Annotated in this window: 26 protein-coding genes; 15 read left to right on the forward strand and 11 right to left on the reverse strand. The window is 70.6% G+C overall.

The window, feature by feature from the left end:
- Positions 1-7: 7 nt before the first annotated feature.
- The 4 genes from ACR9E3_RS09595 to ACR9E3_RS09610 are packed head-to-tail and all read left to right on the forward strand — an operon-like array spanning position 8 to position 4,719.
- Complete coding sequence (locus ACR9E3_RS09595; protein ID WP_460380008.1) at positions 8-1,123, forward strand: FAD-dependent oxidoreductase; 1,116 nt, start codon at positions 8-10, stop codon at positions 1,121-1,123.
- Complete coding sequence (locus ACR9E3_RS09600) at positions 1,123-2,055, forward strand: alpha/beta hydrolase (protein WP_460380009.1); 933 nt, start codon at positions 1,123-1,125, stop codon at positions 2,053-2,055. The genes ACR9E3_RS09595 and ACR9E3_RS09600 overlap by 1 nt, the downstream gene beginning before the upstream one ends.
- A complete protein-coding gene (locus ACR9E3_RS09605; protein WP_460380010.1) occupies positions 2,052-2,993 on the forward strand; it encodes an MBL fold metallo-hydrolase in 942 nt (313 codons plus the stop codon). Before ACR9E3_RS09600 ends, ACR9E3_RS09605 begins: the two co-directional genes overlap by 4 nt.
- Positions 2,986-4,719 carry a CocE/NonD family hydrolase gene (locus ACR9E3_RS09610; protein ID WP_460380011.1) on the forward strand — a complete coding sequence of 578 codons (1,734 nt, stop codon included), beginning with the start codon at positions 2,986-2,988 and terminating at the stop codon, positions 4,717-4,719. The genes ACR9E3_RS09605 and ACR9E3_RS09610 overlap by 8 nt, the downstream gene beginning before the upstream one ends.
- 133 nt (positions 4,720-4,852) lie before the next feature.
- Here ACR9E3_RS09610 and ACR9E3_RS09615 read toward each other — a convergent pair whose 3' ends face one another.
- Complete coding sequence (locus ACR9E3_RS09615) at positions 4,853-5,491, reverse strand: GAF domain-containing protein (RefSeq protein WP_460380012.1); 639 nt, start codon at positions 5,489-5,491, stop codon at positions 4,853-4,855.
- A gap of 156 nt (positions 5,492-5,647) precedes the next feature.
- On the opposite strand from ACR9E3_RS09615, the gene ACR9E3_RS09620 reads away from it, so the two are divergent.
- From ACR9E3_RS09620 to ACR9E3_RS09630, 3 genes are all read left to right on the forward strand, one after another.
- Positions 5,648-6,034 (forward strand): hypothetical protein, encoded by a 387-nt coding sequence (locus tag ACR9E3_RS09620; RefSeq protein WP_460380013.1) that lies wholly within the window; start codon positions 5,648-5,650, stop codon positions 6,032-6,034.
- 550 nt (positions 6,035-6,584) lie between these two features.
- Positions 6,585-6,722: a hypothetical protein gene (locus tag ACR9E3_RS09625; protein WP_460380014.1), complete on the forward strand. Its 138-nt coding sequence runs from the start codon at positions 6,585-6,587 to the stop codon at positions 6,720-6,722.
- A gap of 35 nt (positions 6,723-6,757) precedes the next feature.
- Positions 6,758-6,925, forward strand: a complete 168-nt coding sequence (locus ACR9E3_RS09630; protein WP_460380015.1) for a hypothetical protein — start codon at positions 6,758-6,760, stop codon at positions 6,923-6,925.
- Between the two features lie 295 nt (positions 6,926-7,220).
- On the opposite strand, the gene ACR9E3_RS09635 is transcribed toward ACR9E3_RS09630, so the two are convergent.
- From ACR9E3_RS09635 to ACR9E3_RS09650, 4 genes are all read right to left on the reverse strand, one after another.
- The gene (locus ACR9E3_RS09635; protein WP_460380016.1) at positions 7,221-7,610 is read right to left on the reverse strand and encodes a VOC family protein; all 390 of its coding nucleotides are present in this window, start codon (positions 7,608-7,610) and stop codon (positions 7,221-7,223) included.
- 82 nt (positions 7,611-7,692) lie between these two features.
- A complete protein-coding gene (locus tag ACR9E3_RS09640) occupies positions 7,693-8,145 on the reverse strand; it encodes an Asp23/Gls24 family envelope stress response protein (RefSeq protein WP_460380017.1) in 453 nt (150 codons plus the stop codon).
- Between the two features lie 261 nt (positions 8,146-8,406).
- Positions 8,407-8,754: a carboxymuconolactone decarboxylase family protein gene (locus ACR9E3_RS09645; RefSeq protein ID WP_460380018.1), complete on the reverse strand. Its 348-nt coding sequence runs from the start codon at positions 8,752-8,754 to the stop codon at positions 8,407-8,409.
- The gene (locus tag ACR9E3_RS09650; RefSeq protein WP_460380019.1) at positions 8,751-9,203 is read right to left on the reverse strand and encodes a pyridoxamine 5'-phosphate oxidase family protein; all 453 of its coding nucleotides are present in this window, start codon (positions 9,201-9,203) and stop codon (positions 8,751-8,753) included. The genes ACR9E3_RS09645 and ACR9E3_RS09650 overlap by 4 nt, the downstream gene beginning before the upstream one ends.
- A 37-nt stretch (positions 9,204-9,240) precedes the next feature.
- On the opposite strand from ACR9E3_RS09650, the gene ACR9E3_RS09655 reads away from it, so the two are divergent.
- Complete coding sequence (locus ACR9E3_RS09655) at positions 9,241-10,200, forward strand: GlxA family transcriptional regulator (protein ID WP_460380020.1); 960 nt, start codon at positions 9,241-9,243, stop codon at positions 10,198-10,200.
- 249 nt (positions 10,201-10,449) lie between these two features.
- The gene (locus tag ACR9E3_RS09660; protein ID WP_460380021.1) at positions 10,450-10,674 is read left to right on the forward strand and encodes a hypothetical protein; all 225 of its coding nucleotides are present in this window, start codon (positions 10,450-10,452) and stop codon (positions 10,672-10,674) included.
- On the opposite strand, the gene ACR9E3_RS09665 is transcribed toward ACR9E3_RS09660, so the two are convergent.
- From ACR9E3_RS09665 to ACR9E3_RS09680, 4 genes are all read right to left on the reverse strand, one after another.
- On the reverse strand, positions 10,649-11,422 hold the full coding sequence (locus ACR9E3_RS09665) for a 3,4-dihydroxy-2-butanone-4-phosphate synthase (RefSeq protein WP_460380022.1): 774 nt from the start codon (positions 11,420-11,422) through the stop codon (positions 10,649-10,651). The two genes, ACR9E3_RS09660 and ACR9E3_RS09665, sit on opposite strands and share 26 nt — an antisense overlap.
- Positions 11,423-11,633: 211 nt before the next feature.
- Positions 11,634-12,161 (reverse strand): flavin reductase family protein, encoded by a 528-nt coding sequence (locus ACR9E3_RS09670; protein WP_460380023.1) that lies wholly within the window; start codon positions 12,159-12,161, stop codon positions 11,634-11,636.
- Positions 12,162-12,172: 11 nt separating this feature from the next.
- The gene (locus tag ACR9E3_RS09675) at positions 12,173-13,336 is read right to left on the reverse strand and encodes an LLM class flavin-dependent oxidoreductase (RefSeq protein WP_460380024.1); all 1,164 of its coding nucleotides are present in this window, start codon (positions 13,334-13,336) and stop codon (positions 12,173-12,175) included.
- A 137-nt stretch (positions 13,337-13,473) separates the two neighbouring features.
- Entirely contained in the window at positions 13,474-14,250 is a 777-nt protein-coding gene (locus ACR9E3_RS09680) for a type 1 glutamine amidotransferase domain-containing protein (RefSeq protein ID WP_460380025.1), read from the reverse strand.
- A 147-nt stretch (positions 14,251-14,397) separates the two neighbouring features.
- Between ACR9E3_RS09680 and ACR9E3_RS09685 the strand changes: the two genes are divergently transcribed.
- From ACR9E3_RS09685 to ACR9E3_RS09695, 3 genes are read left to right on the forward strand one after another with little or no spacing between them, the layout of a single operon-like run.
- On the forward strand, positions 14,398-15,699 hold the full coding sequence (locus tag ACR9E3_RS09685) for an alpha-hydroxy acid oxidase (RefSeq protein WP_460380026.1): 1,302 nt from the start codon (positions 14,398-14,400) through the stop codon (positions 15,697-15,699).
- Between the two features lie 48 nt (positions 15,700-15,747).
- Entirely contained in the window at positions 15,748-16,476 is a 729-nt protein-coding gene (locus ACR9E3_RS09690; protein ID WP_460380027.1) for a GntR family transcriptional regulator, read from the forward strand.
- Between the two features lie 4 nt (positions 16,477-16,480).
- Positions 16,481-17,359, forward strand: a complete 879-nt coding sequence (locus tag ACR9E3_RS09695) for a fumarylacetoacetate hydrolase family protein (RefSeq protein WP_460380028.1) — start codon at positions 16,481-16,483, stop codon at positions 17,357-17,359.
- 144 nt (positions 17,360-17,503) lie between these two features.
- Here ACR9E3_RS09695 and ACR9E3_RS09700 read toward each other — a convergent pair whose 3' ends face one another.
- Complete coding sequence (locus ACR9E3_RS09700) at positions 17,504-18,364, reverse strand: alpha/beta fold hydrolase (RefSeq protein ID WP_460380029.1); 861 nt, start codon at positions 18,362-18,364, stop codon at positions 17,504-17,506.
- 503 nt (positions 18,365-18,867) lie between these two features.
- On the reverse strand, positions 18,868-19,740 hold the full coding sequence (gene hchA / locus ACR9E3_RS09705) for a glyoxalase III HchA (RefSeq protein WP_460380030.1): 873 nt from the start codon (positions 19,738-19,740) through the stop codon (positions 18,868-18,870).
- A 341-nt stretch (positions 19,741-20,081) separates the two neighbouring features.
- Here hchA and ACR9E3_RS09710 point away from each other — a divergent pair, with 341 nt between their 5' ends.
- From ACR9E3_RS09710 to ACR9E3_RS09720, 3 genes are all read left to right on the forward strand, one after another.
- Positions 20,082-20,678, forward strand: a complete 597-nt coding sequence (locus ACR9E3_RS09710) for a ScbR family autoregulator-binding transcription factor (RefSeq protein ID WP_460380031.1) — start codon at positions 20,082-20,084, stop codon at positions 20,676-20,678.
- A gap of 174 nt (positions 20,679-20,852) precedes the next feature.
- On the forward strand, positions 20,853-21,818 hold the full coding sequence (locus ACR9E3_RS09715; protein WP_460380032.1) for an AraC family transcriptional regulator: 966 nt from the start codon (positions 20,853-20,855) through the stop codon (positions 21,816-21,818).
- A gap of 144 nt (positions 21,819-21,962) precedes the next feature.
- A complete protein-coding gene (locus ACR9E3_RS09720) occupies positions 21,963-22,526 on the forward strand; it encodes a type 1 glutamine amidotransferase domain-containing protein (RefSeq protein WP_460380033.1) in 564 nt (187 codons plus the stop codon).
- The last annotated feature ends 30 nt before the right edge of the window (positions 22,527-22,556 follow it).

The raw sequence follows: 22,556 nt of genomic DNA on the forward strand, positions 1-22,556 counted from the left end.
GATCGCCATGGACACGAAGGACCTGAAGATCGCCGTCGTCGGCGCCGGCTACGGCGGTGCCGCGGCGGCGAAGGGCCTGAGCCTGCTCGGCGCCGACGTCACGGTGTACGAGCAGGCGACGCAGCTCCGTGAGGTCGGTGCCGGCATCGGCCTGCGGCCCTCGACGATGGACCGCTTCCGCCGGTGGGACGTCTTCGACGCCGTCGCGGCGGTCAGCTCCCCGAGCGACTACTTCGAGATCCTCACCGCCACCGGCGAGCCGATCATGAAGGAGGCGTGGCCGGGCATGGACGACTACGCGGAGACGACCCACACCCACCTCGTCCACCGCGGCGACTTCCTCGACGCGCTGCTGGGCGTGCTGCCACCCGGGATGGTGCGCCTCGGATGTCGGCTGGAGACCGTCGAGGACCACGGCGGCCACTCCGTCCTGCGCTTCGCCGACGGCGAGTCCGTCGCGGCCGACCTCGTCATCGGGGCCGACGGCATCAAGTCCGTGGTGCGCCAGCAGTTGTTCAGCGCTGAGCCCCCGGTGTTCTCCGGCGAGCACGCCTACCGCACCGTGATCTCCACCGACGACGCCCGCGGACTGGTCGTCGACGACAACTTCCGGATGTACATGGGACGCGGCACGAAGGTCTACCTGCTGCCGCTGCGCCACCGCCGGGGACTGTCGTTCGACGTCACCTGCCTCGACCCGGACAGCACCTGGGCCCCGACGATCACGAAGGACCACCTGCTGGCGAAGGTGGAGGGCTTCGACGGGCGCATCGTGGACATCGTCCGCGATCTCGACCTCGACAGCCTCAGTGTCCGGGCCGTCTACGACATCGACCCGATCCCGTCGTGGCACACGAGCGCGGTCGCCCTGCTCGGCGACGCCGCGCACTCGATGCTGCACCACCAGGGCCAGGGCGCGAACTCCGCGATCATGGATGCCGGCGCCCTGGCCGATGCCCTGCGCGACGAGGACTCCGTCCCCCAGGCGCTGGCGGCCTACCAGGGGACGCGCAAGCCCGTCACCGACGAGCTGCAGCGCATCTCGCGCCAGGGCTGGAGCGAGGACGAGGTCGACGACGTCTTCCCCGGGCAGAAGCCCGCGTCGCAGGAGGCGGGCATCTGATGGCCCTGCACCTCCGGATCGCCGAGGTCCTCGCCCGGCTCCCGGAGCCGCCCGACGGCCCGCCCGACCCCGCGGCGCTCCGCGCCGACGAGGAGGCGCAGGTCCCGCCGATCGACGACCGCGTCCCCGTGCACGCCGTCGAGGACCTGACCGTGCGGACGCCGTCGGGTGAGGTGCCGGTGCGCCGCTACACGCCCGCGCCGACGGCCTCCTCCGGCATGCTCGTGTACCTCCACGGCGGTGCGTTCTTCCTCGGCAGCCTCGACACCCACGACCACGTCGCCCGGTCCCTCGCACGGACGACCGGCCTGACGGTCCTCTCCGTCGGCTACCGCCGGGCACCCGAGGCGCCGTACCCGGCGGGCCTCGTGGACTGCTACGCCGTGGTCCGCTGGGCTGTCGAGCACCGAGGGACGTCGGGGTGGGACGGCGGGACACTCGCCCTCGCCGGGGACAGCTCCGGCGGGAACTTCGTCGCCGCCGTGACCGCGATGGCCCACGACGACGGCGTCGACCACATCACCCATCAGGTGCTGTACTACCCGTCGCTCGACCTGGACTTCGACGTCGAGCGCTACTCCTCCCTGCGGGAGAACGCCGAGGGCTACGGCCTCGAGACGGCCGGGCTGGCGCCGTTCAACGCCTTCTACCTCGACAGCGGCGCCGACACCGCCGACCCCCTCGTCTCGCCGATCAAGCGCGACGACCTCACCGGCCTGCCCCCGGCGCTGATCGTCACCGCCGAGCACGACCCCCTGCGCGACGAGGGCGAGCTCTACGGACAGCTGCTCGCGAAGGCCGGCGTCGAGGTGCGGGTCAGCCGGTACGCGGGTGCCGGGCACGGCTTCGTCCAGCACTTCTCCTGGCTCCCGGAGTACGCCCGCGTCTTCGACGAGACGGCCGAGTTCCTGGGACGGGGCGAGCTGTCGTGACCACGACTGTCGACATCCACCCCGTGTTCTCGCCGTGGGGCCGGTTCGGGCTCTACAGCTTCTTCATCGACGCCCCCGAGCCGGCCGTCGTCGACACGGGCATCGCGGCGTCACCGGCCGAGGGCATCGCGCCCGCGCTCGAGCGGCTCGGTCGGCGCATCGAGGACGTCCGCTGGATCCTGCTGACCCACGGGCACATCGACCACCTCGGCGGGGCGCACGCCCTGTGGGAGCTCACGGGCCGGCGCGCCCGGGTCGTCATCCACGAGGCCGACGCGCACCTGCTGCGCTCGCGGCGGGCCCACGTCGACCTCTACCGCGACGTGCGGCAGCCCTACCTGCACGACCCCGACGGGATCGCGAAGCAGACGGCCATGGCCGAGGCGGCCATCTCCGGGGAGATGGAGCCGTCGCTCCTCGTCACCGGAGGCGAGACCCTCTCGCTCGGCGGAGGTGTCACCGTCTCGGTGCGCCACATCCCGGGCCACACGGCCGGGTCGGTCGCGTACGTCGTGGACGGGCAGGAGTCCGTGTTCGTCGGGGACGCCGTCCAGATCCACGGGGCCGCGAACGGCTTCCCCGGCTACGAGGACCCGGACGCCTACCGTGCGAGCCTGCGTCACCTCCGCGACCAGGTCCGCCCCCGGCGCCTCTACCTGGGTCACCCGTTCCGCACGACGGCCGGCGAGCCCTACGGCGTCGAGCTCGACGCCGACCAGGCACGGCAGGCGTTGCAGGAGAGCCTCGACATCGAGACCCGAATCCGCGCCGCCGCCGGTCGCGCGCCGGAGGTGACCGACTCGGTGTACTCGCCGTTCGCGGGCACCGCCGAGGAACTCGGCTACACCAGCGACCCACGGCTCGAGCCGTCCCCGTTCTTCACGACGGTGCACGGCCACCTCACCCACGCATCGACGAAGGCACGGACCCATGACTGACGACAGGGTGCAGGAGTTCGCCGGGCGGAAGATCGCGGTGCGCAAGGATCTCCGGATCCCGATGCGCGACGGCGTCGAGCTCGCCGCCGACACCTACGCCGCCGTCGACGACGGTCCCCGCCCGGCGTTGGTCGCGCTCAGCCCGTACGGCAAGGAGCTGCAGGCCCTCGCCCTGACCATGCCGCCCCAGCGCCGCCCCAGCCCGATGTGGGACGGCTGCATCGAGGCCGGCGACATCGCGCGGGTGGTCGACGAGGGCTACGTGCACGTCATCGGCGACCTGCGCGGCAGTGGGCACTCCGAGGGCGAGCACATCGGCAACTACAACGCCGGCGGTGTGTCCCTCGGGCAGGACGCCTACGACGTCATCGAGTGGGTCGCCGCCCAGCCGTGGTGCGACGGCAACGTCGGCATGATCGGCATCTCCTACTACGGCTCGATGCAGATCCTCGCCGCCGCCGAGCGCCCGCCGCACCTCAAGGCCGTCTTCATCTCGGGTGGCCACTTCGACTTCTACGAGACCACCTACCACGGCGGCGTCATGTGGTTCATGCCCCGCGCCGCCCGCGAGGGCCGCGGCGGCGACTCCGGCTGGGCCTTCACCGACCGCATCCGGTCGCGCATGCTCGAGACGTACTCCCCGGAGGAGATCCGGCGGCGCGTCGCCGAACGCCTGCGCGACCCCGACGTCGCCGCCTGGCCCAACCTCGTGCACCTGCTGCACTACCCGACCCACCACGAGGCGTGGTTCGACATCCTCCTCAACGAGCTCGACGGCGACTGGTACGAGGAGCGCAACCCGATCAACCTCGCCGCCGACGTCGAGATCCCGGTCTACCTGCAGATCGACCAGGGACGGGGCTGGACCGTCGACGGGCACATCGAGCTGTTCGACGCTCTGCGCGGACCGAAGAAGCTCGACATCGGGCCGTACCCGCCGATGCAGTCGCGCCCCTGGGTCGAGGAACACGACACGATGTTCCGCTGGTACTCCTACTGGCTGAAAGGCATCGACAACGGGGTCATGGACGAGCCCGCCCTCCGCGTCGTCGTCGAGGGGTCCCGCGAGGTCGTCACCGCGGCGCAGTGGCCGCCGAAGCACGTCGAGCACCGGTCGCTGTACCTGCGCTCCCGACACAGGATCGCCGCGGAACCCGAACCGATGGGCCCGGACCACGCCGTGCCCGACGGCTTCTACCAGGCGCCGCTCACGGTCACCGACCAGGTGGAGATCCTCAGCTGGAGCACCGCGCCGTTCGAGGAGAGCACGGAGATGATCGGCACTGGCGCGGCCCACCTGTTCGCCGAGATCGACCAGCCGGACACGAACTTCATCCTGCGGCTCTGGGATGTCGCCCCGAGCGGGAACCGGCAGCTGATCACGAGCGGGTACCTCAAGGCGTCGCACCGCGAGCTCGACTCGCGCACCACCGAGGGCGACCCCCGCCACCCGCACACCCGCGCCGTGCCGGTGGAGCCCGGGACGATCGAGGAGTACGTGCTCCGGCTCTACCCGTTCGCCAGCACCATCCGCCCGGGCCACCGCCTCGTGGCCGAGCTGTCGTGCAACGAGCCGCTCACCGACGCCCACAACGCGCTGCTCCCGCCCGACGCCTTCCACCTGCCCGTGGGCCGGCCTGTCACGCACAAGATCTATCGCGACGCGCTGCACCGGTCGCGACTGGTCCTGCCCTTCACGGCATCGGTGAGCCCCGCCGCGAGATGACAGCCCGGAGTGGACGGGCGGTAGAGCGCCCCGGAATCACATCGGAGATCGCTCCGTGGAGCTGCTCGTCCTGTCTCAGTGCTACGTGGATCGTGGGCGGGAGCCGGCCCGGGTGAGCGTTGGCGGCCGGCTGCTAGCTGTTGTCGAGCAGTACCTCGGTGGGCTCGAGTCCGATCGTGATAGAGGCGACCCAGGCCCCGAACATCATCGCTCGGGTCTCCGACTGACCGAAGGCGTGTGGCTCGGACGAGTAGAGATTGATGGAGCCGATCGCGTGCTGGTCGGTGTGCAGACCGGTACGCCACGGGTCCCACGGCACGGCGATCGAGAGCGAGGAGCGCACCCCGAGTGTCGCGACGGCGGGGCAGAGCTCCGGCCAGGACTGGGCAGCCTGGTCGCCGAGGAAGTCGTCGGCCCGCACGAAGGTGACAGCGTCGATGTGCACGGCGTCGACGCACGGGCCTTCCCGCAGTCGGTACTGCCACTCGTCGAGGGCACGCGCTTCGCCGGTAGCCAGCGCGGTCCGGTACGGCGGTCGGTCGCCCTGGAGCTGGTCGACCGTGGTCACGCTGATCGACGGGCAACCGCCGTAGAGAGAGCGGGCCGTGTCGAGGACGAGACGGAGAACGTCGGGGTGCTTCTGCGCTTCGCCGACGGACGCCAGTCCGTGGCCGGCCAGCCAGGAGGTGATCATGCGACGGCGCTGGTCCTGTGCGTGTTCACGAGCCGCACCTGCGCGCTGCCGCTCGGCGCGAACGCTCTTGAGCACCACAGCAGCGCGGTACCGCGAGCTCTCCACGCTGGTCCGTACTCGAGCGCACGCCAGCGCCAGCTCCAAGGAGCCTGCTGCCGACATTCCCGAAGCGTAGGGGCCTTGCTGAGCCCTTCGCCAGGGACACATCACCCGGGATCGAGGCGCTTCCGGAGGGTGGTCTCGGTCTCGGGGTCGATCTCGACTGGTTCCTGGCCGCGTCGCACCAAGTCCGCCTGGCTGGCCCAGCTCGACGCCGACGAGGACGCCAGCGACAAGGACCTGCCCGACCTCTGCAGCTTCATGATCGGCACTGGCGTCCGCATCGGGGAGGCCCTGGCCGTCGCATGGCCGGAGGTCGACCTCGACGAAGCCACGGTGGACGCGCCCCGCATCCGGCTCACCGGCGTCGGCCTGCTTCGCCTGGGTCAGCCACGTGTTCCGCCGGACCTGCGCCACGATCCTCGACCCAAGGGCAACAACGCGCTCTCCGCGGTGAACTCGAGGAGGTATCCGCCACGGCCGTATCAGAGCTGCTGGTCGAGACCGCTGCTCACGGGTTGAGGCGCGGTCCAGGTCGACGGTCAAGCCTCCCGCGGCCGACTCTGACGCCCGCGAGTCGAGCACACGTGGGGAGTCACGTGCGCTCGCACGGCGCGCCTGCTCTCCCCGCAACGCTCATCCGAAGACTCTCCGGGCTGGTCCGGACGATCTTCAGCCGCGCAGGTTTCAGGAGTAAGCGTGCCCGAAAGTAGGAGGAATACGCCCGAAGATCGCTCCATAGAGCGTTGACCAGCGAAAAGAGTGCGCCGTCAGGGACTCGAACCCCGAACCCGGCGGACAGGAGTCACGTCCTCCTTGATGGTGCACGGTGCTCGTTCTTGCTGGTCAGTGGACGTACTCGCCAGCGTCGATCATCAACGGTGACCGTCCGAAACAGGCCGTGGTGTGATGTCAGCGGTTCCCGAAGCGGGACGGATGGCCTCGGGCCGTGGACCGACCTTCCCGATGATCGCATTGTGTCTGGGGCGGCCGTCGGTCAGTCGTGGGAGCGCGCGGATCGACGCCATTCTGATGGAGTGACCCCGAAGGTCTGCCGGAAGGCTCGGCCGAAGTGGGGGCCGAGCCCGGCATCGAGCTGGTCCGGGCCCTGCTCGCCGGCCACAGTGGAGCTGACGACGCGGCGCGGGAGTCGCTGGAGAATCCCCAGCGGCGTCCGATGGTGGCGATGGCCTGGTGGGCGTGGCGTTGACCCCGAAGACAGTTGTCTGATGAAGCTGTCCCGAGATGAGCGTCGAACCTCCGGATCGCATGCTGCGCGAGACCGTCGTCCGAGAGGAGAACGTCACGATGACGGCGTCGACCAACACCGAGGTCGGCGTCGGCGTGGACGTCCTCGGTGCTGCCGAGTCTCGATCAGCAGCGATGAACGTGCCGGGAGAAGCCATGGCGTGACGTGCGCGGTCTACCTCGACGCGTTCCTCCCGCGCGCGGACGAGGCGGCGTGGGACGTGCGTGGGACGTGCTGCCCTGGCAGCGTGAGGCGTTCCAGGAGCTCCGGGTTGCCGGACAGGTCATGGCTGATCCGTTCCGTCGACCAGAAGCCGTTCTTCCCCGAGCTCGGGAGGACTTCGACGCCGAGCTGCTGACGCCGATGCCGATCGCGACGCACATCAGGCCGTCGGGGCAGCGCCCGAGCCGGGAGCAATCTCCTCGACCTACGGCCCCGGACGTCGCCCGCTTCGCGCGGTCACTCGAAGAGGACCGGGTCCAGCTCGTCGATCTTGAGCAGGAGTCCGTCCGGGCTGACCAGCCGGAGCTGGCGCCCGCCGGCGTCGTCGCTCGTCGGGCGGGCGATCGTCACGCCGCGGGCGCGCAGCCGCGCCTCGACCTCCTCCAGCGGGTCGGTGCACTCGAAGCCCAGCTCGACCGCGCCCTCGCCCTCGCAGGGGTACGGCGGGTGCGCCAGCAGGCCGACCCGCACGTCCCCGATCTCGATCACTGCCCGGTCGCCGTCCCGGCGTCCGCGCACCACGAGGGCGCCCAGCTGCTCGTAGAACGCGAGCGATGCCGTCAGGTCCTTCACGTGCACCATCGGGCGCAGCCGCACCCCGTGTCCGTTGTCGGTCCGGTCGGTCACGGTGTCCTCCTCGTCTTCCTCGGAGCCCAGCTCCTTGTCGAGGGTCTTGCTCGCTACTGCGCCGCACCACAGCCGGGGCGGGTCACCGGACCCGGGCCTGCGCCGTGGTGGAGGCCGTGTCGGCGTCGCCACCGTCGTCGTCGCCGGGCAGGTGGAGGTCGACGACGTTGACGTTGACCTCGACGACCTCGAGCCCGGTCATCTGCTGCACGGCACTGATGACGTTGCGGCGGGTGGCGCGAGCGACCTCGGCGATGGACGCGCCGTAGTCGACGACGATGGTCAGGTCGACCGCGGCCTGGCGCTCGCCGACCTCGACCGAGACGCCCTGGGTGGTGGACGAGCGTCCGCCGGGGATGCGCTCGGTGATGGCGCCGAAGGCGCGGGCGGCGCCGCCGCCGAACCGGTGCACGCCCTTGACCTCGCGGGCGGCCAGGCCGGCGATCTTCGCGACGACGCCGTCGGCGATCGTCGTGCGGCCCTGTGTGCTCTCCAGCGGCGACCCACCCGTGGTGGCGGGGCTCGTCGTGCTCATCGCGCTGCCCTCCCGTTCGACGGAAACTGCGGCACCGCCCGGGGCTGGACGGCGCTGTCCGTCGAACTCCCGGGTTGGACACACCGGACCCGCGATCCTCACGAGATCGCGACGTGACCGAGACCACGTCGCGCGCACCGGGCCGAGGGATCGACCGCGGCCCGGTCACCCGCTTCCCCACCTCGGGCTGTCGACGCCGCTGCTCGAACGGTCAGCTCGGGGAGGAGCTGCGTGAGCGACGAGAGAAGCAACGCGGGCCGTTCACGGTCGGAGGGTCTCGTTCTCTGGGCGATCAGCGAGGATGGCGCGCAGTTGCTTGGCTGCGGTCACCGAGCACGGCCAGCCGGTGTAGAAAGCCAGATGGGTGATGAGCTCTGTGAGCTCGTCGGCGGTGACGCCGTTGTCGAGGGCCAGCCCGAGGTGCAGATCCAGTTCGTCGGCGCGGTAGAGCGCGACGAGTGCGGCCACGGTGACGAGGCTGCGGTTGCGCTTGCTCAGGCCGGGACGTTCCCAGACGTCGGCGTAGAGCACGTCGTCGGTGAGCTCGGCGAGCTTCGGGGTGATGTCGCCGATGCTGCGACGCCCGGGTCCCGGTGCTCGGGCGCTCACGCGTCCATCCAGGGTCCGACACCGGCGATGCGGCGCACCGTCGTGGTGATCACGTAGCCGGGCGGCGGCCCCGGAGGCATCGGGAAGTCGAAGTCAGGGGCGATGTAGACCTTGCCCAGGCGTCCGACCAGCTCCGCGGCGCCACCTTCGCTGATCTCGGCCTCTCCGTAGACGATCAGGTTGGGGTGCATTCCGTTGGGCAACGGCGTCGGGCCGGCGAACGACAGGGCGATCCGTGGATCCCGGAGAAGGTTGGTGATCTTGCGGTAGCGGCCGAAGTGCCCGGTGATGATGCGGTCGCCGTCCAGGCCTGCCCAGACGACGCTCATCTGGGGCGAGCCGTCGGGGTTCAGGGTCGTCATGTGGGCGAGGGCTGTCCCGCTGAGGATCAGTTCTCGGGCCGAGGGGGGAAGCACGAGGGCAGTGTCGGCCGTTGTTCTGCTCGACACGAGCCGTCACGGGGACACGGAGTGGAAGGATCGAGCCATGGAGCAGCATCGGGTCGCGGTCCTGGTTCGAGACGGCGTTCTGGCCATGGAACTGGGAGTCGTGCATCGCGTGTTCGGCGAGGCCTGCGACGCCGAGGGTCGACCGTTCTACGATGTGACGACGTGTGCTCTCGAGGCGGGCTCGGTCCGCACGGACGGGGACTTCTCCCTCGACGTCGAGCATGGACCGGAACTGCTCTCCGAGGTGTCCACGCTCATCGTGACCTCGACCGATCACGACGCGGTGAGTGTCTCGGACGCCGAACAGAGCGCGATGACATCGGCCCTGCGCCGCGTCCGACCTGGCACGCGCCTGGCCTCGATCTGTACCGCCGCTTTCCTCTTGGCCGCGGCCGGGCTGCTCGACGGTCGGGACGCCACCACTCATTGGGCTCGAGTGGCGGCGTTCCGCGAGCGTTTCCCCACCGTGCGGGTACGCCCCGAGGTGCTCTACACCGTAGACGGAAACATCCTCACTTCTGCCGGGGTGGCCTCCGTGGCGGACATGTGCTTGCACATGGTGCGAAGCGACCATGGCGCTGCGGTGGGCGGTGTCGTGTCTCGTCGCGTGGTGATGCCGCCGCACCGCCAGGCCGGCGAGGCACAGCTCACCGCGCGTCCCGTGACGGAGGACGGCGTCGCGGGGACGGCTCGCGCGCGGAGCTGGGCGCTCGAGCATCTCGACGAGCCGCTCAGCCTGCGTGACCTGGCCGAACGGGAAGGGATCAGCACCCGCACCCTGTCGCGCCGCTTCCGGGAGGAGACCGGGACCTCGCCCACGCAGTGGCTCCTCGCACGCCGTCTCGAGCGGGCACGCGAGCTGCTCGAGACGACCGAGCTGGGCGTCGACATGGTCGCCGCGCGATGCGGCTTCGGAAGTGCGGCGGCGATGCGCTTGCACATGCGCGCGGTGATGCAGATGTCGCCATCGGTCTATCGGCGCAACTTCCACGGCTGAGGAGAGCGGTAGCCGGGGCTCCATGCCCGGTTCCGGGGCAGACGGCACGCACGGTCTGTCGCACGCCGAGCTCACATAGCCGGGAAGAAAGGGAACATTCCTTCTCGCCATGGGATAGATGGCGGCGACCGGCGCATCGTCGTCACGGTGAGTGCGCCGCCTCAGCCTCGGTTACGACCGGGCGTCGGCGGGACGGTCTCAATGACGCTGCTGTGAGGAGAAGGCGTCATTATCCGCGGTATAGGCCATGTGTGGGTCACCGTTCCCGACCTCGAGCAGACGACCCAGTTCCTCGTCGAGGGACTGGATGCCGTCTCTATGTACGACATCATCGATGCACCGATGGGAGGCGAGTGGATCGAACAGAGCCTGGGTGTGCCCGAGGGGACAGTGATCAGGGCAATTCGGCTGTCGCAGGGTCATGGCCGGCCCGCCGGGCCGGAAGTGGTCAGCACCCAATGCCGCGACCACTGAGCGCGGCCCGTTGCTGAGTGTCGCCGTGGTGGAGGTGGACGCGGTGTAGCGAGAGGTCCTGGATCATGAAGGCGACGAGGTGGGCTTGGCGGTCGCTGAGGTGGGGGTCGTGGTGGAGCGGCCGATCGGGTTTGCCGCGCAGGTACGCCACGATGCCGCTTCCGGAACCGGCGATGTCGGCCAGCGCAGTGTCCAGCTCCGACCGGCACGAACAGTTCAAGGAGCTGAACAGGTCGCCCGTCGGGCATTCTCGGTGCACGTGGACGACGGGTCGGGCGGACCGCTCGGTGCCCGGACCTCGGAGTACGAGGTGCTCGGCGCCCGAGTGGGTGTCGCGGTAGCCGGTGGCGAGAACGATGCCGTGATCGGTCGGGAGGACGACTTCGGGCCCGCGGACGGCGAGAGCCTGTGTGCGCAGTCGCTCGTCGATGATCTCCTGGCCGGTGACGCGGAAGAGGGCGCGCTGCCTGGCGAGATCGTCCAGGCCGTGGAGTCCGGTGCCGTCGTCGACGACGATCTCGGTGACCAGGGCGAGCTGGCCCAGTCCAGCTGCCTGGACCAGGTCGACTGCGAACTCGGCGATCCCTGGCGCGGCACCCAGCGTCCCCTGGGCGGCGGCGACCACCACCGGGATGCCGGCGCGGCGGGCCGTGTCGGCATCGAAGCCCGGGCGGCCGGCCAGACTGGTGATGATCTCGGCGCGCTCGGCGATGGTGCAGGCGACGGGGGTGTGGTCCGCCGCCAGCACCGTGGTGGCCTCGGCGGTGGCCGGGGACGCGGCGAGGAAGGACGGTCCGCCCGCGACGCGGGCGGTGTAGCCCAGCAGCTCGGAATTCCCGTGACCGGCCCAGCAGACGAGGAACGCCGAGGAACCGGCCCCCTCTGGTACTTCGATGATCACCGGGTTCGCGGCCCTCAAGGCGCGGCACGCGAAGGAGAGGACGGGACCGCCGTTCGGGTCAGGCGAGGCGGGCGAAGCTGCTGCGGTGGAAGACCAGGGGACGGACGTCGGGGCGATGGTGTACCTCCAGCACGGCGAGCACGGCGATGAGGTGGTCCCCGGCAGTGATCTCGTCCTCGACCGAGCAGTCGAACCAGGCGCAAGCCCCGTCGATCAGGACGGCCCCGGAGGCCCCAACGGTGACCGAGGTCCCGACGAACCGGTCCTGGCCGGTGGATGCGAGCCGGCGTCCCAGCTGTGCGTGGTCCTCAGCGAGCACGCTGATCCCGAGACGCGCCGCGGTGCGCAGTCGTGGCCACGTCGTCGAGGTGTGTGCCACGCAGACCGAGACCAGGGCGGGTTCCAGGCTCACGGGGGTGAACGTGCTGACCGCGAGGCCCTCGAGGGCACCGTTCACCACGGCGGCGAGGGCGACGACCCCTTCGGGGTGAGCACCGAGCACCAGGCGTAGTCCCGACGCGTCCAGCGGTACCGCGCTGGGGCCCGCGGGCGGGGTGCCGTCGGCTCCTGGGTTGGGGGCAGCCATGGCGGGTGGGTTCAGGAGACCGCGGACAGCGCCGCGACCGGCTTGCGCACGCCGGCGCTCTCGAGCAGCGGCATCACCTCGGCGACGAAACGGTCGAGGCCGGAGACGAAGTCGACGAAGGACAGCGACACACCGGTGACCCCCGCGTGGCTGAGCCCGATGAGGCTCTCGGCGATCTGCTCGGCGGTGCCGACCAAGGGGTAGCCGCCGTAGCCGGCGCGCAGGTGCAGCTTGAACTCCTCCCACTGGTCGGGCGCCATGGCCGAGGAATTCAGGCCCAGATAGTGCGCGGCGGCCTGGCCGGCGCTCTCGTCGACCTCGTCGACGAAGACCAGCTGGCGGTAGGCCTCGGCTTCTTCGGCAGTGTCGCGCTGGATCACGTAGGCGGTCGTCCAGGTGTCCACTTCTCGTCCGTAGGCGGCGGCCTCGGCCCGGCGCTCCTCGACCAGCGCCCGGGTCGAGGCGAGGTCGTAGCCGGCGAGCAGGGCATAGCCGGAGTCGGCGTAGCGGGCGACGAAGTCGCGACCGGTCTTCGAGCCCCCGGCGTTCATGATGGCCGGCCGGGGGAGCTGGATCGGCTTGGGCTGGGAGTATCCGCCCTCGACGGTGAAGAACTCGCCGCGGAAGTCGAAGTCGTCCTGCTCGAGCCAGAACCGCTCGAGCAGTTCGAACCACTCGCTGGTGTATCGGTAACGCTGGTCGTGGGGCAGGAACGATCCGCCGAGCATCTTGAACTCCGGTTCGAACCAGCCGTTGACGATGTTCAGGCAGGTCCGGCCGCCGCTGATGTGGTCGATCGTGGCGACCTGCTTGGCGGCGACCGCCGGGTGGGAGGCCTGGACGTGCGCGGTGGTGACCAGCGTGATCCGTTCGGTCACCGAGGCCAGACCCGCGGCCCAGGTGTAGGTGTCGAAGTTGCGGCCGTTGAAGCCGTTGTCGCCGATCTGCTTCCAGCGGGCGACCGGGACCAGGGCCTCGAAGCCGGCCTCATCGGCGAGCCGGGCGATCTTCTTGGTGTAGTCCCAGGTCAGCAGCGGCACGTCGTCGGAGAGAGTCATCGCGCAGCCGCGGTCGCAGTTGGGCCCGAAGAGCCCGAGCTTGAGGGGGTTCGCGGAGAACAGGGCGTTGGTGCCGCGCCGATCCCGGCGCTCATCGGCAGGGGCGTGGTTCGACATGGGTGTTCCCTCTCGAAGGTCGTCTGGTGCCGGCCACGGGCCGGCGTGGTAGCAGGAGCCGTGGTTCTCGCCGCGGCGGGGCGAGGCGAAGGCAGCCGAGAGTGAGCCTCGGCCGGGAAAGGGGGAGCGGGGAGCCGTTACGGCGTCGCCGCGGCGCGGTCGTCGACCAGGCGACGGACGAACGCCTCGGCGTAGCGCGGCGCGTCGAAGGGGTAGCGGGCGCTGAGGAAGTGGCCGTCCTCGACCACCATCGGCTCGTCGTGGGTCAGGGAGTATCCGAACGCGCCGAAGCGGGTCTCGCCACGCTCGATCGCGCCGGCGGATCCCACGGCCTGTCCGACCTCGGTCTCGGTGTACTTCCAGTAGGTCCGGTAACGGCGGCCCACCCGGAACCAGGTGCAGCGGAACGCGAACTTCTCGATCGGGCGGGTCAAGGTGGTGAAACGGCGACCCTCGATGATGCTGGCCCCGGTGCGGGGATCGATGGTCCTGGCCGGGATCAGCGAGCCGTGGCAGATCGCGCCGATCGTCTTGTTCTGGCGGTGGAACCCGAGCACGCGCTCGCGGAGGACCCCGCTGTCGAGGTACTGGCGCATGCCCTGGGCGTGCCCGCCGCCGAGATGGACCGCGTCGAAGTCGGCGGGGTCGATGTCGCGGTAGGTGATGGGGGACCGGAAGGCCGGGGAGCTCGACATCGCCCGGTAGGCATCCAGGGCGTCCTGCCCGGCCGGGAACCAGTTGAAGAAGCCCGACCGCAGCAGCCGCTGATCGCAGGCGGCGACCCGGCCGGTCTCGGTGGCGAAGGTGACCTCGACGCCGGCGTCGACGAAGGCGCGCCACGCGATCGAGGACTCGGTGGTGTCGAAGTCGCGGTCGGGCAGCGGTACGAGCACGGACGGCGGACGCGATGACACAAGCTCCTCCTCGGTCTGGGGTGGATTCAGGTTTAGTCCGAAACCGGGGGTCAGTCAACACCTGGTTACGCACCAACGGCGTCTATCTCACGTAGATGGATGCAGTGCTGCTTGACCAAGCGGTCGTGTGGATGCAGTCTTCCGGTCATGCGATGGACAGGGCTGGACGGAGCGCGTCGGCTGCCGCGAGCGGCGGAGCTCGCCGATCTGCTGCGCCCGCGCCCGGTGGTGCTCGACGGCGACCGGCGCCGGGCTGCGCGGGCGGCCAGCGTCGGGGATCTCCGCGCGATGGCCCGCCGCCGTGTCCCTCGAGCGGTCTTCGACTACGTCGAGGGCGGCGCGGAGTCCGAGCGATCGTTGACCCGCGCCCGTGAAGCTCTCGACTCGGTTCACTTCATCGCGCGGGTGCTGCGCGGTGTCTCCACCGTCGACACCCGCGCGACGATCCTCGGCGCCCCGAGCGCGCTGCCGATCGTGTTCGCCCCGACCGGCTTCACGCGCGTCCTGCACCACGAGGGCGAGCTCGCGACCGCGCGCGCGGCCGGAGCGGCGGGCGTGCCCTTCGCGCTCTCGACCATGGGCACCTGCTCGGTGGAAGACGTCGCCGAGATCATCCCGGGGTGTCGACGGTGGTTCCAGCTCTACCTCTGGAGCGACCGGGGCCGCAGTCGCGAGCTCGTCGACCGCGCCGCCGCCGCCGGCTACGAGGCCCTCGTGCTCACCGTCGACACCCCGGTTTCGGGCCGGCGACTGCGCGATGTCCGTAACGGCATGACCCTCCCACCGTCACTGGGACTGCGGACCTTCGTCGACGGTGCGCGCCACCCCCACTGGTGGATCGACCTGCTCACCACCCGCGCGCTGAGCTTCGCGTCGCTGAACTCGTGGCAGGGCACCGTCGCCGAGCTGGCCGCGACGCTCTTCGACCCCGCCGTGGACTTCGAGGACCTGGACTGGCTCCGCGAGCAGTGGCCGGGCAAGCTCGTGGTCAAGGGAGTCCAGTCCGCGGAGGACGCGGCCCGGATCGCGTCCGCGGGTGCCGACGCGATCGTGCTGAGCAACCACGGCGGCCGCCAGCTCGACCGCTCCGCCACCCCGCTCCGCCAGCTGCCCGAGGTGCTCGATCGCCTCGACGGCCGCTGCGAAGTCTTCCTCGACGGTGCCTTCACCTCCGGCGCCGACGTCGTGGCGGCCCTCGCGCTCGGCGCGAACGCCGTGCTCGTGGGGCGGGCCTACCTCTATGGCCTCATGGCCGCCGGCGAGCTGGGCGTGCGTCGAGTTGCAGCCCTGTTCGAGGAAGAGATCACCACCACCATGACCTTGCTCGGGGCCCGCTCGATCGCCGAGTTGACCCCCGACCTCGTTCGGCTGGTTCCCGCGCCCGAGGCTGGGGAGCATCGCCGGTGGGCCGATCTCGCCGAGGCCGGTCTGGCGATCCCGGCTGGTTAGGCTTCTCCGCCCACCACTCAAGAAGCACACCGAGCGAGAGGGCCACTCGTGACCTCGGCAGACCTCAACTCCGACCCCCGCACCGACTCCCTCGCCGACTCCGCCTACGGTTTGATCCGGAACCGGATCCTCGACGGCGTCCTCGGGGTGGGTGCCCCGGTCAGCGTGCTCGGGCTGGCCACCGACCTCGAGATGAGCCGCAGCCCGGTGCGCTACGCGGTCGAGCGGCTGCTCTCCGAGCGACTGCTGCGACGGGTGGCGGGCACGATCGCCGTGGCCGCCCCCGACCGCTACGAGCTCCTGGACTCCCTGGCGGTCCGCACCCAGCTCGAAGCACTCGCCGCGCGGCTGGCCGCCCCACGCATCGACGAGCGGACCCTCGAGGAACTGGTCATCGTCCACGACCGGTTCCGCAGCGCCGTGGACAGCGGCGACCAGGACGGCGCACGTCGCGCCGATTCCGACTTCCACCACGCGATCCAGGATCTCGCGGGCAACGAGTGCCTCGCCGAGTCCCTGGAACGGGTGCGCACGCAGGTGATCCTCGCCGCCTACTCCACCGCGTGGGTCACCAGCCGCGGACCGGCGGTCCTGGAGCACGAACGGATCCTGCGCGCGCTGGGGGACCAGGACGGGCAGGCCGCGGAAACCGCGATGATCCGCCACCTCGACAACCTCACCACGCGCATCACCCGCGAGTGGCGGGCCCAGGACACCGCCGAGGACGCGACGACCAAGCGTCGGAGCACGCCTCGAGCTCCAGGAGGAGGAAGGTAGCCGGTTGGACATCTTGCGACTCGGCCAGCAGGGCCGGGAACGTCCCGTCGCGCGTCTGGGCGGCGACCTGTTCGATCTCTCCCCCCTGACCCAGGACGTGGACGGCCGGTGGCTGGCCGCCGGAGGTCTCGCGGCCGCCCGGGACGCCCTGCAACGCGGGGCACTGCCGCTCATCGAGGACCCCGGGCACCTCCGCGTCGGGCCGCCGGTGGCCCGCCCCACCGCGGTGCTGTGCATCGGCCAGAACTACGCAGCCCACGCGGCCGAGACCGGCTCTCCCCCTCCGACGGATCCGATCGTCTTCCTCAAACACCCGAACACCGTCATCGGACCCCACGACACCGTCACGCGACCCGCGGGCTGCGACACCCTCGACTGGGAAGTCGAGCTGGCCGTCGTCATCGCCCGACGAACCCACCGACTCGCCCAGCGCAGCGACGCCGCCGATGCGATCGCGGGCTACACGATCGCCAACGACCTCAGCGACCGGCACCGGCAGATGGAGGTCTCCGGAGGGCAGTGGTCCAAGGGCAAGATCGCGCCCGGGTTCTGCCCCGTCGGCCCCTCCCTGGTGCCGGCCGACGAGATCGACCCCAGCGACCTGCGTATCGCCTCGTGGGTCAACGGTGAACCACGGCAAGACTCGACGACCGCCGACATGATCTTCGACGTCGCGGCCCTGATCGTCGATCTCTCCCAGTACGTCGCGCTCGAGGCCGGCGACCTGATCCTGACCGGCACCCCGCAAGGGGTCGCGCTGTCCGGGCGCTTCCCCTACCTCCAGCCCGGCGACGTCGTCGAGACACACATCGAGCGGCTCGGGAGCCAACGACAGGTCATCGAAGCATCGGTGGCGGCGCCGCCGAGATCGGCGATCTCATGAGCGCCGACACCCAGCCCGGAGCGTATGCGGCGGCCTATCAGCGGAACGGCCTGCGCCAACACACGAGACGGTCGTCGGCCAAGGTCATGGGGCGTGAGGACGTCCGCGGTCTCAGACGGCTTCGGCTGCCGGCCCGTCAGGGGCCTACTTGCTCGCTTGCACGATGGCGCCGGCGAAGATGTCGGGCGCCTCGACCGGGACGAAGTGACCGACCCCGTCCACGAGCTGCACGGTGACCTGCGCGAAGAACTCTCCGAGGCGGTCGGACCAGGCGCGCAGGAACAGGGGGTCGTGCTCGGCCCACAGGAACGTCGTGGGGACCATGATCTTCTCGTCGGGGACCGTCTCGCCCAGGTAGCGCGCCACGACGCTTCCGGCCGCTCGGTAGTACCCGATCGAAGCAACGAACGCGCCGGCGGGGCCATACGCCGACGTCAGGTGCTCGAGCCGGGCGGCGTCCACGACGAAGTCAGGGCCGGACCAGTGCGTCCAGAAGTACTCCAGATAGTCCCGCACAGCGTCGGGTTTCCCGTCGAGGAGCTTCTCGGCCAGGTCGAGATGATGGAAGGACTGGTACCAGAACTCGCGAAACGGACCTTCGCTGAGGATCCGTGACCCGACGCCTGGAGCTGGTGGCGTGATGACCATGGCACTGAGCAGGTCGGGCCTGTCCTTCGCGAGCTGCTGACCGACCCTGCTGCCGATGTCGTAACCGCCCAGCACGACGTGGGAGAGCCCCAGCTCGTCGATCAGTCCCGCGACACTGCGGGCCTGGGCCACCAGGCTGTAGTAGTCGCCGGGGTCGCCGAGGTGCTTGTCCGAGGCGCCGAAACCGCGCAGGTCCGGCACGACGACGTCGAACTCGTCCCCAAGCCTCTCGGCGACGGATGCCATGTCTGTCCTGTCCCCGGGCCAACCATGAAGCAGGACCACCGGCGGCCGACCAAGGGATCCCAGACGGTCGAAGCTCAGGGTGAACCCATCGACCGGGGCTCCCGTCGACATCGAGAACACGCTCCTTCCAGCAACGCTTGCCCGCGGCCCGCGCCGGGAGCCGACGCACGCTCTCGCGCGCCGAGCGACCCACCATCGACGATCACCTTCCGCGAACTCTAGTGGCTGGACGGACACCAACCGTCAAGATCAAGCCACTCCCGCACAGCGGCCGGGCTCGTCACCCAGCACCACGAGCACCTCCGCCGCGGGAGCCAACGACGACTGTCACCCCGAGGCCAGTAGAGCCGTGACCAGCAAGAAGAGTGCGCCGTCAGGGACTCGAACCCCGAACCCAGTGGACAGGGTTCACGACCGCCACGATGACGCCTCGTGGACGTCCGTGCTGGTCACGAGTGGTGTCCGCGGCTGGCGATCATCGACCATGGAGCGTCGTGACAGGCCGTGCCGTGATGTCAGCGGACACCTAAGCGGACAACGCCAGGTGCCGTCGACGGCGCTGCAGCTCGCCCGATCCGGAGAGTGGTGCGCGCCGTGAGCCGGAGCCGGTCGCGTCAGCTCTCGGTGTGCTCCACGAGGGTTGCTGCGGCGAGCTTCCCGAGAGCGTTGGCGGCCAGGGGGCTGTCGCCGGTGAGGAGCCCCCGGTCGCGGTGGACGTGGCCGGCCATGTCCTCGTTGACCACGACCAGCCCCTGCGCGCGCAGGCCCTCGGCGAGCAGCCAGGGCATCGGGCCCGGGATGTAGCCGATGTCGAGGTTGGCGCCGGTGTCGAGGGCGTCGGGGAAGGCGCAGGACTCGTAGCCGGCGAGCGGGGAGGTGTCGCGGTCGAGCCCGGCGGCGAGCAGAGCGGCGGGGCCGTGGCACAGGGTGATGATGAACCGGTCGGCGGTGAGGGCCCAGTCGAGGACGGCGCGGACGTCGTGGCTGTCGTGCAGGCCCTGCATGGCGCCGTGGCCGCCGGGGATGAACGCGGCGAGGCAGTCGTCGAGGCCGTCCTCGAGCACCTCGGCGAGCGGGCGGGGTGCACGGAACCGGGGGAGGAACCGGTCGAGAGCGTCGTGGACGGTGGCGTCCTCGGCGGGCGTGGCCCACCACTCGAGCTTGACCGGGTTGCCTGAGACCGTGGCGACGTCGACACCGAACCCAGCGGCCTCGAGGTGGACCAGCGGGAGCAGCGTCTCGACCGGGTGGTTGCCGGTGGAGAACAGACGGCCGTTGCCCATGGGCAGGTAGCGCTCGTCGGCACCGATGACGAGGACCTTCCAGCGGCTCCGGGCCTCACCCTCATGCTCGGTCCCGTCGAAGTCGGTGCGGGGCGGGACGTACTGGCTCAGCGAGTAGGGCGAGGGGAAGTAGGCGTCGCGCTCGGCCGGGTCGGGAGTGGGCTCGGTGGAGTCGCCGCTGCGGGGGATCGTGACGTCGGTCATGGAAGGAAGCTCCGTTCCCGGCCGTGTCGGTCGGCCTCGGGGTTCTCGTCGTCCGGTGGCGTGTGCCCGACCACGGCGCTCGGTGAACCGCATCGACGGCCCACCTCGCTCTCGGGCTGCGCCGCAGGCACGCCGATTCCGGCTCGGGTCCAGGTCCGGAAACGTCTCGGTGACCCGAGCGGCGGGTCCTAGCGTCGTCGCCGCAACCGGCCGCGACGCCGCACGGGCGGTGGGGGAGGAGCTGCGTGAGCGATCGAGAGGCGTGCGCGGTGAGCCCCTCAGCCGATCCCGCGTCAGGCGCGCGCGGTCCTCATCGACCGGGCGAGCGCCACGAGCAGTCGTTGGCGACGCGCGCGGCGATCGTCGCGGCCGCGGCGGAGCGGTTCGCCGAGGTCGGATACCACGGGGCCACGCTCAGCGAGATCCTGGCGCGCACCGGGGTGACCAAGGGCGCGATGTACTTCCACTTCCCGCACAAGGAGGCCGTGGCCGAGGCGGTGATCGCCGCGACCGACGCAGCCTGGATCGACCTGCTCGTCGAGGTCCGGGAACGGGGACGGGACCCGCTCCTCACCCTGGTGGCGCTGACCGAGCGGATCGTGGACGCGATGCGCCTCGATCCGGTCGTCCGCGGCGGGGTCCGGCTGCTCAACGATGCCGCCGTCACGGTCGAGCACGGTGCCGCGCACTACCGATTCGCCGAGGAGGCCGTCGCCCTCCGCCTACGAGCGGCGGCCGAGGCCGGAGTGCTGCTCCCGACGGTCGACGTGGCGGTGCTGGCTCGCCAGGTCGCGACCCTGATGGCCGGGCACCACCTGATCTGCGAGCGCAGCGGCACCCTCGACGAACTCCCCGCCCGAATCGCAGCCATGTGGGCCGCGCTGCTGCCCCTGATCGCCACCGACGACTGGCTCGCCCGCCACCGCAGCCGCGCCTGAACGGCTCCCAAGGGCATGCCCGCGGTTCCATACCGGGCGCCCCGCTCGTAGGGTGACGACGCGCATACCCGCTGTACTCGGTGTGTGGTGATGCCCGGCTCGCTCCACCAGCGGCGGCCCGCCGGCTGTCCGTCCCTTCGTGGGGAGCCGATGAGCGACGAACCGTCCAGATCCATGGGTCGGCCGCTGGTACACACCGACGATCTCGACGAGCTGGTGTCGCAGGTCACCGACCTCATGTCCACCCACACGGTGGCTCCGGCCGACGCCGGCGGGTTCATCGCGGAGGTCTTCGGCTTCCACCTCCCGGGTCTGTCGTTGCTGGAGATGGACTACGGGATGGCGGTGCGGGTGACTGCGGAGCCGCTGCCGGGCTACGTGGCGGTGTCCATGCCGCTTGCCGGGTCGCTGACCGCGAGTCACCAGGGCCGCCGATTCGACGCCGTCGCCGGGCGGTCCGCGGTGATGGGCACCCCGGCCTCGAGGCTGGTGATGGACTGGGAGGAGGCGCTGCGGCTGCTGGTGATTCGCGTCGACCTCGAGGCGCTGCAGTCGTTCGCGGCCCGGTTGGTCACGGCTCAGCCAGAGAAGCCCGACCTACAGTTCGACCCCGTCATGGACGCCCCGGAGACCACTGCGGTGCTGGGGCAGGCCCGGTTGATGCAGCAGGTGCTCGCCGACGGCGGGACCGGAGCGGTGAATCCCCTGGTGACGGCGCAGCTGCGCGAGCAGGTGATGAGCACCCTGCTGCTGGGTCAGCCCAACAACTGGACGTCGGCGCTACGCCACCGATCTGAAATCGCGCCTCGCACAACGATCTCTGAGGCCGCGGACCTGATGCAGACCCACGCCGACGAGCCGCTGACCGTCGAGGGCGTCGCCCGCGCGGTGGGCCTGTCGGTGCGGGCCCTGCATGCGGGGTTCCGCCGCGAGCTCGACCGGTCCCCGAAGCAGTACCTCCAGCAGGTTCGCCTCGAGCGCGCCCGCGCCGACCTGGTCGTCGCCGCACCCGGGGGCGGGGTCCGTGTCATCGACATCGCCCACCGGTGGGGCTTCAGCCACCCCGGGCGTTTCGCCACCGCCTACCGCCACCACTACGGCGAGGCCCCCGCCATCACCCTGGCCCGCCGCCTGCGCTGACAGGAGGCAGGCGCCGCCCCTGCGACGACGAGTGCCGATTCCGCACCGTCGTCCCGTCCGGAAACGGCTCTGGTCCGCGCGCGTCGATGCCTAGCGTCGAAGCCGCAGGAAAACAGCGGTTCAGGACAGAAGAGGAGACCGTCGATGACGGACGAACTGCGCGGTCGGCGGGTGGCGATCCTGGCGACCGACGGTGTCGAACAGGTCGAGTACGAGCAGCCCCGCCAGGCCGTGGAGCAGGCCGGGGCGCAGGTCACGCTGCTCTCGATCCACAGCGGCGAGATCCAGGCGATGAACGGCGACATCAACAAGGGCGACACGTTCCCGGTCGACCGACTGGTCTCCGAGGTCTCGCCCGATGACTTCGACGCGCTGATCCTGCCCGGCGGCACCGTCAACCCCGACGGGCTGCGGGTGAACGCCGACGCGGTGCGGTTCGTGGGGAACTTCGTCCGTTCCGGCAAGCCGGTCGGGTCGATCTGTCACGGCCCCTGGACGTTGGTCGAGGCCGACGTCGTGCGAGGCCGGACCCTGACGTCGTTCCCCAGCATCCGCACCGACATCCGCAACGCCGGTGGTCACGTCGTCGACCAGGAGGTCGCCACCGACAACGGCCTGGTCACCAGCCGCAACCCCGACGACCTGCCCGCATTCGGCGCGAAGCTCGTCGAGGAGTTCGCCGAGGGCCGCCACCGGGTCACGGCCTAGGCCGCGACACGCGGCGACCGGCGCGCTACC

The organism is Actinomycetospora sp. C-140 (assembly GCF_054796175.1).

What these genes read in the sequence shown, in the direction of transcription:
- ACR9E3_RS09685 (WP_460380026.1), top strand. Translation starts at nt 14,398, where the DNA reads ATGCGATGGACAGGGCTGGACGGAGCGCGTCGGCTGCCGCGAGCGGCG.
- ACR9E3_RS09675 (WP_460380024.1), bottom strand. Translation starts at nt 13,336, where the DNA reads ATGTCGAACCACGCCCCTGCCGATGAGCGCCGGGATCGGCGCGGCACC.
- ACR9E3_RS09670 (WP_460380023.1), bottom strand. Translation starts at nt 12,161, where the DNA reads ATGGCTGCCCCCAACCCAGGAGCCGACGGCACCCCGCCCGCGGGCCCC.
- ACR9E3_RS09655 (WP_460380020.1), top strand. Translation starts at nt 9,241, where the DNA reads ATGGAGCAGCATCGGGTCGCGGTCCTGGTTCGAGACGGCGTTCTGGCC.
- ACR9E3_RS09640 (WP_460380017.1), bottom strand. Translation starts at nt 8,145, where the DNA reads ATGAGCACGACGAGCCCCGCCACCACGGGTGGGTCGCCGCTGGAGAGC.
- ACR9E3_RS09715 (WP_460380032.1), top strand. Translation starts at nt 20,853, where the DNA reads ATGGGTCGGCCGCTGGTACACACCGACGATCTCGACGAGCTGGTGTCG.
- ACR9E3_RS09630 (WP_460380015.1), top strand. Translation starts at nt 6,758, where the DNA reads ATGAGCGTCGAACCTCCGGATCGCATGCTGCGCGAGACCGTCGTCCGA.
- ACR9E3_RS09610 (WP_460380011.1), top strand. Translation starts at nt 2,986, where the DNA reads ATGACTGACGACAGGGTGCAGGAGTTCGCCGGGCGGAAGATCGCGGTG.
- ACR9E3_RS09720 (WP_460380033.1), top strand. Translation starts at nt 21,963, where the DNA reads ATGACGGACGAACTGCGCGGTCGGCGGGTGGCGATCCTGGCGACCGAC.
- ACR9E3_RS09600 (WP_460380009.1), top strand. Translation starts at nt 1,123, where the DNA reads ATGGCCCTGCACCTCCGGATCGCCGAGGTCCTCGCCCGGCTCCCGGAG.
- hchA (WP_460380030.1), bottom strand. Translation starts at nt 19,740, where the DNA reads ATGACCGACGTCACGATCCCCCGCAGCGGCGACTCCACCGAGCCCACT.
- ACR9E3_RS09595 (WP_460380008.1), top strand. Translation starts at nt 8, where the DNA reads ATGGACACGAAGGACCTGAAGATCGCCGTCGTCGGCGCCGGCTACGGC.
- ACR9E3_RS09700 (WP_460380029.1), bottom strand. Translation starts at nt 18,364, where the DNA reads ATGTCGACGGGAGCCCCGGTCGATGGGTTCACCCTGAGCTTCGACCGT.